This window comes from Chryseobacterium tructae (genome assembly GCF_030409875.1).
GTDB classification, from domain to species: domain Bacteria; phylum Bacteroidota; class Bacteroidia; order Flavobacteriales; family Weeksellaceae; genus Chryseobacterium; species Chryseobacterium tructae.
This window is the reverse complement of record NZ_JAUFQR010000001.1, coordinates 3,693,296-3,706,489: the sequence shown is the minus strand read 5'-3', so window position 1 is coordinate 3,706,489 and position 13,194 is coordinate 3,693,296. Positions and strand designations below refer to the sequence as shown.

General features: G+C 36.9%; 5 protein-coding genes. 4 read left to right on the top strand and 1 reads right to left on the bottom strand.

Annotation, left to right across the window (positions count from 1 at the left end; translation table 11 throughout):
• Nucleotides 1-3 precede the first annotated feature (3 nt).
• Complete coding sequence (locus tag QWZ06_RS18335) at nucleotides 4-2,160, bottom strand: S8 family peptidase (RefSeq protein ID WP_290300219.1); 2,157 nt, start codon at nucleotides 2,158-2,160, stop codon at nucleotides 4-6.
• 405 nt (nucleotides 2,161-2,565) lie between these two features.
• Between QWZ06_RS18335 and dnaE the strand changes: the two genes are divergently transcribed.
• The 4 genes from dnaE (at nucleotide 2,566) to QWZ06_RS18315 (ending at nucleotide 13,118) form a co-directional block, all read left to right on the top strand.
• Nucleotides 2,566-7,233 carry a DNA polymerase III subunit alpha gene (dnaE, locus tag QWZ06_RS18330; protein WP_290300217.1) on the top strand — a complete coding sequence of 1,556 codons (4,668 nt, stop codon included), beginning with the start codon at nucleotides 2,566-2,568 and terminating at the stop codon, nucleotides 7,231-7,233.
• 341 nt (nucleotides 7,234-7,574) lie between these two features.
• Complete coding sequence (locus QWZ06_RS18325; RefSeq protein WP_290300215.1) at nucleotides 7,575-10,373, top strand: fibronectin type III domain-containing protein; 2,799 nt, start codon at nucleotides 7,575-7,577, stop codon at nucleotides 10,371-10,373.
• A complete protein-coding gene (locus QWZ06_RS18320) occupies nucleotides 10,295-11,026 on the top strand; it encodes a T9SS type A sorting domain-containing protein (RefSeq protein WP_290300213.1) in 732 nt (243 codons plus the stop codon). Before QWZ06_RS18325 ends, QWZ06_RS18320 begins: the two co-directional genes overlap by 79 nt.
• A 145-nt stretch (nucleotides 11,027-11,171) precedes the next feature.
• The gene (locus tag QWZ06_RS18315; RefSeq protein WP_290300211.1) at nucleotides 11,172-13,118 is read left to right on the top strand and encodes a T9SS type A sorting domain-containing protein; all 1,947 of its coding nucleotides are present in this window, start codon (nucleotides 11,172-11,174) and stop codon (nucleotides 13,116-13,118) included.
• The last annotated feature ends 76 nt before the right edge of the window (nucleotides 13,119-13,194 follow it).

The following is a 13,194-nucleotide window of genomic DNA, read 5'->3' as shown; positions in this document are numbered from 1 at the left end:
TGATTATTCTTTAATTATTTTTTTAGAAATAACGTCTTTGTCTGTTTTAACTTCGATGATGTAAATTCCTTTTGTATAAGTCGATAAATCAATGGATTCCTTGTCGCTATTGATCGTGCCGGTGCGTAATTTTTTACCGGACATATCATAAACAGAGAAGGTAGATTTTATAGGCGCTTTTAGAATGTTTGTTACATCTTTTGTAACAGAAGGTGCAACAGAAAGGCTGTTTAAAATTCCCGCTTTAGATTCCTTGGTTCCTAATACTTCGCTATATCCGGTCACTATAACAGAATAATTTTGAGGTGCATTTTCAGCATCGCTATTTTTTAAAGTACCTTTGTTTGTAATTTCTATTTTGTATGTTCTTCCTGCAACTGGGGCATCTACTATTACTTGTTCTACATTATCTACAGTATTATCTCCTTTTGTTGCTGTCATAGGGTTGGTAGGATCTAGTTTCCAAGGTAGATACACTGTGTTTGTTGTGATGTCAGTGATTCTTAAATCCAAATCATTCACTAGTTTGGATACTCTGTTATTATACAAAGTTGCTAAAGGAGTATCATTATCAACATTTGAGTATTCAGGATCAACCCAGGAAATGGTTACCTTTAAAGGTTCACTTCCAGATGCAATGACTGTTTTGCGGTTTGGAGTCCCGCTTGTTAATGTTTCATCATTAAAAATAACTGTATTGTTAGATTTTCCTACAAGAAGCTCTGCTCCTTTTTTAGCGTTAATAAATCCCCAGCCAAATTGTGGATCCGGACCTATATTGCCTGCTTCTAAGGCAGAATGAATCGTTAGGGTTTTTGCAGATGCTGCATTTAACAAGCTTCCCGCAAATAATTGCTTATTGATCTGTGTCCAAAGTCCAATGATTCCTGTAACAATTGGAGCGGAATAAGAAGTACCGCTTCCAACAGATGCTTTGCTGCCACCTGTTGAATTATTATCAGTAGATGCGCTTGCAACATCAGTTCCTACGGCTGTAATATCAGGTTTTATTCCTCCATCATCTCTCGGGCCGGCACTGCTATAGCTTGAATGAACTACATCTGAAGAGGTTGTGTATCTGGCATCATTTGTTGTAATTCTATCTGTAGCAGCTACTGAAATGATATTTTTAGCTACCGATCCCGGTGAGATACAATCATAACCTTGTGCGCAGTTGGAGGGAGCAGGCGTGTCTGTTGCAGCAAATTCAGTCCAGTTTCCTGAAGCGTTTTTGTAATATTTTTTAAAACTAGCAGCGGAGGTAGAATAATTAGGACTTCCCATTCCGAATGAATTTCCTGCAGATTTTACAATAATATATGAAGGGTCGCTATAAACAAGTAGATCATAAAGTCTATCATTGATGACATAGGAGCCCTGCATGTCATAAGATGTTGCTGAAGGCGTAAAAGACCCCTTCCAGACCCATGCATTTTCATTATTGATTTGCTGAATATCCCAGCCTGCATTGATTCCGTAAGAATGATTAGAAATGTTAGGAGCTGCTTTTAAAATTTTCTGAAATACATTACTTGAGGCTGTTTCTCCTGGAAGTGTTGTGGTGCCAAAGGAGTACGCATCAATAGTGCAGTTGGGGGCAATTCCTCTGAAATTAACCTGTCTGGTCGATCCGTTGGTAAAAGTTAAAGTAAATGGATGGTTTTTTGCTCCAATAAAACTAGCTACGGCAGTAGCGTGGTTTCCATAATCAAGAGTGGAATCCTCTTTATTGGTAATTCTGTTGGTGGCATTATCGAATAAAACATGCGCCGCAAATACCCTTGCTGTACTGGACACAGTGCTGCCATCAAAAATGGTGAATTTGATATTTTCGCCATTAAAGGAACCTGTTAATCCGGTAATATTACCTCCTTGAAGAAAGTCGGAATTGGAGTTTTTGACCTGATCCAGGTCATGAATTGTGTAGAAATAGGGCTTATTGCCATCTGTAAAGCCAGCCAGGCTAGCTCTTTGTTCTTCAATTTCTTTTGAAGCTTCCTGATTTCTGTTTGATCCAAAATTTTTAGCAACATAAGCTTCAAATTTTCGAACGTCTTCTGATCTTTGTTTTTCAAATTCTCTTTTCAGAGACTCATTCTTTTTTTGCGCACCTGCTAATGAAATAGTCAAGATGCTGATCGAAATAAAGATTTTCTTCATAATATTTGATAAATGTTTAAGAGTTGTTGTGTTTTTTCAAATATATGAATATTGTATTTTTATTCCTTTTTTAGTGTTTATAATTTTGTTTTTTGCATTAATTTTTGTATTTTTATTTGTTTTTGATTTAAAATATTAAATTGTTTTAAATTTTAATAGTTTTATTTTCATTCAAGTTGAGAGAGTGAGTAGGTCTGGAAAAGGTAATTAAGTCCTATTTTTTAATAAAATTTGACTTAAAATAGATGTTTGACCAAAATCAATAGAAAATATTGTTCAATACGGGTGTTTTTTTTGATTTTTCTTAGAGAATATAATGAGTCTTTAACTACTTTTTCAAATGAATAATTGGAAAAAATGAAGTAACTTTACATTCTCTTTTTTATAAAAAAGTTAGAAAATTATATGTATTTAATTTTTGACACAGAAACAACAGGTTTACCAAAAAATTTCAATGCACCCCTTTCAGATTCAGATAACTGGCCAAGAATGGTACAGATTGCATGGCAGGTGCATGATGATGATGGTAATTTAATTGAAAATCAGGATTATATAATAAAACCTGAAGGGTACGATATTCCCTTTAATGCGGCGAGGATTCACGGGATCACCACGAAAATAGCTCATGAAGAAGGACGCGACCTGCAGGAGATCTTAGAAGAGTTTTCTAAGGTTCTTGAAAAGATAAGAGTAGTTTCCGGACACAATGTTGAATTTGATTACAATATTGTGGGAGCGGAATTTTATAGAAAAAATATAAAAGACAACCTTCAGGAAAAGCCCAAGGCTGATACAATGATTCTGGGAACAGACTACTGTCAGCTTGGAGGAGGTCGAGGTGGCCGATATAAATCTCCGAAACTGGAAGAACTTTATGAAAAGTTATATGGGAATAAATTTGATGAAGCCCATAATGCTGCTGCCGACGTGAATGCGACAGCCAGAGCATTCTTTGAAATGATAAGGATTGGAGTTGTTCCTGCTGAAACATTAAAAATTTCAGAAGATCAGTTGGCTTATTTCAAGAGCCTTTATCCTGATCCGATTAAGCCTTTCAATATTGTTATAAGAAGACAGGTTGCAGATTTTCATAATAAGAAGAAGCAGCAGGATTTCGGAAGTATTGAGGAAATTGATTTAGGAAAATATTTCAATTTTGATAATCACAGTGTTTTTTCTACCCTTACGGCTACTACCAGCATTAATGACTTAATTAAAAAAGCTTCAGATGAAAACTTTCCGGCAGTCGGAATGGTGGACCTTGGAAATATGATGGGAGCTTTTAAGTTTGTTTCTGCAGTGGAAGGCGCAAATGGAGACAGGGCTAAAAAACATAAAGAATATCTGGCTAAAAAACAGGAGGCAGAAGAAAATGGAACTGAATTTAATGAAGCGGAACCGGTTTCTGAACCATTGATCCCTGTTGTCGGATGTGAATTTTATATTTCAGAACGCTACGAGCAAAAGCAGTTTACCAAAGATGATCCGGATAGGAGAACCCAAGTGGTGCTGTTGGCAAAAGATTTTAACGGATATAAAAACTTAGCAAAACTTTCAAGTATCGGTTTCTTAAAAGGTTTCTATTTTGGAGTTCCAAGGATCAGTCGTGAATTAATTGCTGAATATAAAGAGGGTATTATTGCCCTGACTTCCGGAATTATGGGAGATATCCCTGATGCAATTTTAAATACCGGGGAACAGAAAGGAGAGGAACTTTTCAAATGGTGGAGTGAAACTTTTGGCGAAGACTTTTATGTTCAGCTTCAAAACCATAATTTACCTGAAGAAGAGCACTTAAATGAGGTTCTTTTATATCTGGCTGATAAATATAGCGTTAAAATTTTAGCACAAAATGAAACTTTTTATACCAATAAAGATGATGCTAATATTCAGGATATTGTAAGCTGCATCAAAGACGGAGAAAAGCTGACAACACCTGTTGGAAAGGGATTTGGTAAGAGAAGAGGATTGGGAACAAGAGAGTACTATATGAAGAACTCTGATGAAATAAAAGCGACCTTTCTTGCTTATCCGGATGCGTTTGAAGCGTATGAAGAGTTTTTTGCAAAATTTAAACCTTATACCTTAAAAAGAGATGTTCTTCTTCCAAAATTTGATATTCCTGAAGAATTTATCCATGCAGAAGATGAGGTAGATGGCGGAAAAAGAGGGGAGATGGCTTATCTTACCCATCTTACTTATGAAGGAGCGAGAAGAAGATACGAGGATACGGGAATTACTGCTGAAATTAAAGAAAGACTTGATTTTGAACTCGAGGTAATTGCTAACACCGGATATCCGGGATACTTCCTGATTGTACAGGATTTTTGCAATGAAGCTAGAAATATGGGCGTTTGGGTAGGCCCTGGAAGAGGTTCCGCGGCAGGTTCTGCTGTTGCTTATTGTATTGGAATTACCAACGTAGACCCTATTAAATATGACCTCCTTTTTGAGAGATTTCTGAATCCGGAAAGGGTTTCGATGCCCGATATTGATATTGACTTTGATGATGAAGGAAGAGATAAAATTATCAAATGGGTAGTTGAAAAGTACGGTAAAACTCAGGTAGCACAGATTATCACATATTCTGTACTTGGTGGAAAATCGGCGATCAAAGATGCTGGAAGGGTTTTGGATGTTCCGATTCCTGATACGAATAATATTGCTAAACTTATTCCTTCTACACCAGGGATGAATATTGCGAAAGCATTAGCAAAATATGATAAACTGAAACCGGAAGAACAAATGCTTGTTGATGAAATGAGATATGTTCTGGAGAGTCCTGATGATTCCCGTCATGGAGTTTTGGCAAGTGCTAAAAAGATGGAAGGATGTATCAGGAATACTGGTATTCACGCTTGTGGTGTAATTATTACTCCGGAAGATGTAAGTAATTTGGTTCCGGTGACAATTGCTGCTAAAGATGCTGATATTTTGGTGTCTCAGTTTGATAACTCGGTGGCAGAAAGTGCAGGTCTTCTGAAAATGGACTTCCTGGGTCTTAGGACACTGACGATCATTAAAGATGCCTTAAAATTAGTGAAAGCACGATATGGATTAGATATAGATCCGGATCTTATTCCACTGGATGATACTAAGACGTATCAGTTATTTAAAGAAGGAAGAACAGTTGGGATTTTCCAATATGAAAGTCCCGGGATGCAAAAATACATGAGGGAGCTTAAACCTACTGTTTTTGCCGATCTTATTGCCATGAATGCTCTTTATCGTCCGGGACCCATTAAATATATCCCAAACTTTATCAATAGAAAGCATGGTATTGAAGAGATTGTGTATGATTTGCCGGAAACGGAAGAATATTTAAAGGAAACCTACGGGATTACCGTATATCAGGAGCAGGTGATGCTTCTTTCTCAGAAGTTGGCGAACTTTACGAAAGGTGAAGCAGATACGCTGAGAAAAGCAATGGGTAAGAAGCAGATCGATGTTCTTAACAAAATGTACCCTAAGTTCATTGAAGGAGGTAGAAAAAATAATCTAAACGAAGAAAGATTAGAAAAGATCTGGAATGACTGGAAAGCCTTTGCAGAATATGCCTTCAATAAATCTCACTCGACCTGTTATGCTTTTATTGCCTATCAAACAGCCTTTTTAAAAGCAAATTATCCTGCTGAATATATGGCGAGTGTAATGAGTAATAACATTAACAATACCGATTCAATTACCATGTTCATGGAGGATTGTAAAAGTATGGGAGTTGATGTTTTGGGACCGGATGTGAATGAATCTCAATATAAATTCTCTGTAAACGAAAAAGGTCAGATCCGTTTTGGTCTGGGTGCTATTAAGGGAATTGGAGAAGGACCAAGTGAAGCGATTACCAGAGAAAGAGAAAACGGAAGGTTTAAAAATATCTATGATTTTTTTGAAAGAATAATGCCTTCCCAAATGAATAAAAGGGTAGCGGAAAGTTTAGTGGTTGCCGGAGCTTTTGATGAACTTGATGCTTTCCACAGAGGTCAGTATTTTGATATTGATATGGCAGGAAGAACCAATCTGGAAAGGTTGATCAGATACGGACAAAGTTTCCAGGAAAGTAAAAATGAAATGGAGCATTCCTTGTTTGCAGATTTTGCTGATGAGGTTCAAATTGAGCAGCCTAAATTACCTCCTTGCCCTGAATGGCCTAATATGCATAAGCTGAATAAGGAAAAAGAAACTATCGGATTCTATCTTTCTGCCCATCCATTGGATGAGTTTAAATATCAATTCCAGTTTATGCAGGGAAGACTTTCCAAGAAATCAGTTCTGGAAAAAGAAGAAGAGGAGAAAATAGTTACTGACGAAGCCCCTGTTCTTGAGCAGGATTCGCCGGATGAGGCTACCGATCTTACTGAAATTGTCTCTGATGAATTGTCTGTAGGAGATGAAGTTGTGATAGAAGAAACCACCAAAAAGGCAGAGCCGAAAGGAAATTTCTTATTCTTAAATCTTGATGAGGTAGATGCTTACAAAGAGCAGGCTTTTGCCAATAAGCAAGATGAATTATTTGAAGAAAAAAAGAAAGATTGGAAAACACTTCAGAAAGAAAGAGAAAATGGCGGTGGCGGAAAAGAGTATACTGTAGCGGGTTTAATTACGGAATATAGGGTTCAGGATGGTTTCAGAAGTGGTGAAAAAGTTGCTTTTGTGACATTAGAAGATTATTCCGGCTCATACTCCTTCAGGCTAGGGGATAGGGATTATATGAAATTAAAAGAGAAGCTTGAGGTACAAAGATTTGTTATTTTTAAAATAAAATTTGCTCAGGTAAAAGATGGTAGAGTCTTTGTGAACGTAAATGATGTGATTGAACTTCAAGAGGCATTTGAAAGGTTTGCGAAGAGTATTTCCCTGGTGATGGATGTGATGGATGTAAGGCCTGAGGATCTGGATTTCTTTAGAACAGTATTGGATCGGAACAAAGGAAATCAGAAACTAAAATTCTTTATCAAGAATATTGATGATGATTCTCATATTGAAGTTCAGTCTATGAAGCATTCTGTAGATTTGAATGGAGATTTGATCAAGGAGATACAATTACTTAATAAATATGAGTTCTATTTGAACTAAAACTAAAAATACAAGAAATTGAAAAGTGGCTTTTGGCCACTTTTTTTGTTTAAATAGATTAAATAACTGATATTATTTGACTTATACGAAAATATTATTTTATGTTAAGTTTGAGCTTTTTCGCTAATAGGAATTTATGCTATTTTGTTTTTAATTTATTGATAATTAGTGTTTTATATTTTTAATAAATGATTGATGAATAAATGTTAAATTTAAATAATTGTTTAATTTTATTTAAAAATAAATGTTATTTTTAATTCACTAGATAATGTTTTTTAATATTTTATGATATTTAGTTAAATATTTTTTAAATTTATCGCCCTAACTATTATTACTAATTTATGAAGAGAATTTTACTCACGTGCCTGACCGCTTTCTATTATTGCGTGTCCGCACAAGTAGGGCCACCACAAATGGCAACCCCTAACACGAATAACGGATATGGAGTTACCCAATCCTCCGAAACGTATGCCCCATTATCTGCAAGTAGAACTGTATGGCAATCGGGTGCTACACTGGCTACGGATTTAGTATCGGGAGCGATTCCTTTACCTTCCGTTTTTAGATATAATAACCAGAATTATAATTCTGTTTATATCAGCAATAATGGTTTTGTTACATTGGGGTCGGCAACAACTAATACAACGTATAGCTCATTATCTACGGATAATTCTCCCACTACTCATGAGGCTGCTTTTGCTGGGTTTTCAGTAAATTTAAGAAATGCAAATACGTCAACTTCTGAAATTGCATATGAAACAGTAGGTAATAAATTTATTGTACAATTTACCGATTTGCAGGGGAATTCAGGATCTGCTGCTCAACTTTTGAATTTTCAGATTCAGTTGAATCTTACCACAGGAGCGGTAGCTATCGTCTATGGGAACTGTGTTTCCGGAAGTTCTACACTTTCTGGACAGGTAGGGATAAGAGGATCTGAAGGGTCAGATATTAATAATTTTACCGGAACAAATTGGGCGACACCCGCTGTGGGCACTTCCATTACTTCCAGCTTAACTTTAGGGACGAGTAATGGAACAACGGTTCCTGCTTCAGGATTAACCCTTACTTTTACTCCGGGAACATGGCAATCTGCGCCTAATACCTTTGCCACTTTGCCTTTTACTGAAACTTTCAGTACATGGGAAAATGGTAATTCTACCTTAGATTTGCCTAATGCTAATTATTGGAGAACATGGCCGTCAAGAGGTGATAATTCCTGGAGGCAAAGTGATATTTCAAGCAGTGGATTTACATCTACTTCAGGATGGACGAGTACCAGTGGGTCTGTAGCAATTGGAGGATCTGCAGTAGCTCCTACGGCAAGATTCCATTCTTATAACGGTCAATATGCTTCAGGGTATATGGACTTGTATATTAATCTATCGTCGGGTTCAGGAGATAGGATTCTAAGTTTTGACTATGCAAATCCATCCGGAACAGATGTTTTGAAAATACAAATTTCAACAGATAATGGAACGACCTTTACCGATATTGGGGCGCCATTTGGAGTTACTTCATCAACGGCACCATGGGTCACAAACTATGTGAATTTAGCATCTTCCAGCCCTAATGCTATCATAAGGTTTTTAGCGAAAGGAGATAACGGAAGTGATGATATCTATGTGGATAATATTAAAGTTTCTGCTGTGGCAGTTGTTCCTGATTGTTCTCCTATTACGGCTCCTGCCAATGCATCAACAGGAGTAGCAGTTACTCCAAGTTTTAAATGGGATGCTTCGCCTAATGCAGCATCATATAAGTTAAAGGTGGGAACTACACCAGGTGGATCCAATGTGATCGCTGGGGTAGATGTTGGAAATGTACTTACTTATACTATCCCTGCAGCTAGCCAGTTATTATATGGTACGACTTATTACGCAACCATATTGCCTGCAAACAGTACCGGAACAGCAAGTGGATGTACAGAAGTATCATTTACTACAAAAAATATTGGTTGTCCTTCAGTGACGTTACCTGCATCAGGGGCATCAGGAGTCTCTCTTACACCAACCATCACATGGACTGCTGTAACGGATGCAACAGGGTATAAGGTATCTATCGGAACAACAGCTGGTGGAACTGACGTGATGAATAATGTGGATGTTGGAAATATTACCTCATATACCCTTTCTGCTGCACTTAATTATACTACAAAATATTATTATACAGTAAACGCCTATACCCCGACAAGTACTTCTGCTTCATGTACTGAGCGTAACTTTACAACGGTTTGCGGCGCTGAAAATATACCAACTATTTCACAAGGGTTCAGTACATTGACTCCAACATGCTGGTCTACTGCTAAAGGGGATGTGACTGCTAATTCTACTTTAACATATGGAAGCAGTAAATGGACAGCTGCACCAGGTTTTGCTAATACAGGCACTAATACGGCCGTAAAATTAAATTTATACGGAACAAGTACTGGTGATTGGTTAATTTCTCAACCAATCAATCTTGGAGCAACTCCTGGAGCTAACAGAATTAGATATAGAATGGCTGTTACAAGTTATTCAGGTACCACAGCTCAGTCGACATTAGGAACACACCAGGTTAGAGTAATTATTTCTACAGATGGAGGAACTACCTGGAGCAATACTAATGCTATAAAAACGTATACAGGTGCCGGAACCTATTCTAATATAGGTCAAACAGAAACTATTGATCTTTCAGCATATTCTGGTACTATTAAAGTGGCTTTTGTAGCCACTACAAGTTCTACTTCGCCTGATATTTATTTCCATCTTGATGATTTCATCGTAGAACCTACACCAACATGTATGGAACCAGATTCTCCAGTGGTTGCAAATGTTACTGGTACTACCTCTGATCTATCTTGGAATGCTCCTGCTTCATTACCTGCTAATGGATATGAGTACTATTATTCTACCAATAATACAGTGCCTACTGCTAATGTCGCTATATCAGGAACAAGTACTACTACAAGTACTGTTTTAAATGGTCTTAGCCCTGGTACCGCTTATTATGTATGGGTTCGCTCAGCATGCAGTGCTACCAATAAGAGTATTTGGTCACAGGCAGCAACATTTGCTACAGCATGTGCTCCATTACAAGTGTATTCTCAAACTTTGATACAATTCCTGTTGATGCTCTTCCTACATGCTGGACTAGCATAGGAAATGCTGTTTCTAATGTGAAAGTATATGCTTATTCAACAACTGTTGCAAGTGCTCCTAATGCTCTATATATTTATAGCAGTAGTAATACAAGTATAGCTATGGTCTCAACGCCTGAGCTTGTAGGGTTGGATTCTAACAATGCAACACTCAGCTTTAAAGGAAGAGCTAATCTTACTGCTGGTGGAGTTGTTCAGATTGGGTATTTAACGAACCCTACAGATACTTCTACATTTGTAGTATTGGATACCTATACTGCATCAAGTACTTCTGTCATTGATAATTATTCTTTAAATATTACAGGAGTTCCTGCTGGGGTTAATAAACTGGTATTAAGACATACGGGAGTTCCTTCTAATAGTGTATTGATTGATGACTTTGTGTATCAGGCTGGAAACCTTTCTACTTCTGAAGTAGCAACGGTTAAGAATGAAATCAAAGTTTATCCTAACCCATTCTCTGATACTCTGAATATTACAGATGTTTCTAAAGTAAAAGTTGTTCAGATCATAGATGTGTCAGGTAGAGTATTGAAAACTATTGAAACTCCTTCTTCAGTCCTTCAGTTATCAGACCTTAAACAAGGGATGTATCTGGTGGTACTTCATATGAAAGATGGATCGAAACAAACTATTAAAGTTATTAAGAGGTAAAACCGATTAATATAATAATTTAAAGCAGTAACTTAATAGTTACTGCTTTTTTTAATATTTTTTTAATGTTGTGTTAAAATTATTATTAATTTGGCAAATGTATTAACACCTTAAAAAAATTGTATATGAAGAAAATCTTACTTATGTGCTTGTCGATGATGAGCGTGATTTTAAGTGCTCAAATTACTTAGGACAGGGAAGCACTACTGTCGGGAAAGTTCCGGTTGACAGCTATTGGGAGTATTCCTACTCTCAACAAATCTTTAAGAAACAAGAAATCAATACGAATGCTGCAGGCAATATTACAGGTCTTACATTTTACCTGGATCCGGCAGGAGATATAACGAACTCATCAGATTGGGTTGTTTATCTGGGACATACTTCTAAAACTGAATTTGCAGATGATAATGATTGGGTTCCTGTTTCGGATCTTACAGAAGTATATGCTGGTACCGTGAGTAATGTAAACGGAATGGTAGAACTTACCTTTGCTACTCCTTTTCCTTATAATAATACACAGAATCTTGTCGTTGCAGTTGATGAAAATAATTCGGAATATGATGATGATAGAGTATTTTATGTACATCAGCTTAATAATGCGACTAAAACCACAATTAGTACGATAAGTAGCTTTGAAGATATTGATCCTTCAACTCCTGACTATGGAAGTTTGCTTGATTATAGATCTGTGATCACTTTTACCGGATTAACTCCTAATACAACGCCAGCGTGTACCTCTCTAATGTCTCCGGCAAATAATGCGATTATGGTACCATTATCTTCAGAAATAAGCTGGTATCCATCACCTGGAGCAACAAGCTATAAAATATCTATAGGAACTACCCCTGGCGGTTCAAATATTGTGAATCAGCAATCTGTAAGTACTACAAGTTTTACACCATCAGCTCCTCTTACTTCTGATACCAATTATTATGTAAGAATTGTAGCTGTGGGAGCGGGAGGAGAATCTTCAGGTTGTTCAGAAACAAAATTCAGCACCGAAGTTTCAGCTGCTTCGAATGATGAGTGTACTACAGCGATTACATTAACAGTAAATCCGGATATGAATTGTGGAAATAAAACATCTGGACATACTTTTGGAGCAACTCCTTCAAATCTATCTATAGATCCTTGTTATGGAGAGGCAGATGATGATGTATGGTATAAATTTACTGCTACTTCAGATACTCATGCCATTTCGTTTAGTAACAATGTTTCTATCGGATCAGAATATAGCTATTCGCTTATGTTTCAGCTATTAAACGGGGATTGTGCCAGTTTGGCAAGTGTTGAATGTTCAGATTATGATGATATGAAAATTATTTCTGGGCTTACTGTAGGGGAGACCTATTACTTAAGAATGTATACGGACGGTGGAGCAGGAGAAGCTCAAAGCTTTGATATTTGTGTAGGAACACTTCCTCCACCTCCTGTAAATGATGCTTGTTCTGGAGCTTTAACTGTTTCAACATTCCCTTATGCGTATACACAATCTGACGCTGCAGGAGCTACCAATAATGACGGAATCGTTGAAACCTGCCCAGACAAGATGAATGACGGTACATGGTTTACCTTTACAGGTGATGGTACTGTTTATGACATTAAAGTTTCAATGCCGGCAGGAAGTACTTTTGATCCTCAAATAGGGGTATATAGTGGTGTATGTGGTGGCCTGAGCTGTGAGGTAACTGCTGATAATGGAACTGCCGGCGGTACAGAAACAGCTTCCGTACCTACTGTAGCAGGAACTGTGTATTATGTAAATGTAGGGCATTATAGTAACTATGCAGATCAAATGGAAGGTACATTTACCATCACAATTAATAAGGAAAGTCTTGGAACTTCTGAAGTATCCTCTAAGGATAAGAATGAAATTAAGGTATATCCAAATCCGTTTGCCGAAGTACTGAATATTGCAAAGGCAGATCAGGTAAAATCAGTTTCTGTTCTGGATGTTTCAGGTAAATTGGTGAGAACTATCGAAAATCCTTCTATGGAGCTTCATTTAGGAGATTTGAAACAAGGCGTATACGTCATTGTGTTAAATATGAAGGATGGATCTAAACAGACCGTTAAAGCAATTAAAAAATAATTAAACTATTGAAAAAGACGAATCATTTTAGATTCGTCTTTTTTTTTGTAATTATAGTTTGTATAAATATTAGATT

Coding starts and splice junctions, on each gene's coding strand:
- QWZ06_RS18335 (WP_290300219.1), bottom strand. CDS start 2,160: ATGAAGAAAATCTTTATTTCGATCAGCATCTTGACTATTTCATTAGCA.
- dnaE (WP_290300217.1), top strand. CDS start 2,566: ATGTATTTAATTTTTGACACAGAAACAACAGGTTTACCAAAAAATTTC.
- QWZ06_RS18325 (WP_290300215.1), top strand. CDS start 7,575: ATGAAGAGAATTTTACTCACGTGCCTGACCGCTTTCTATTATTGCGTG.
- QWZ06_RS18320 (WP_290300213.1), top strand. CDS start 10,295: ATGTGCTCCATTACAAGTGTATTCTCAAACTTTGATACAATTCCTGTT.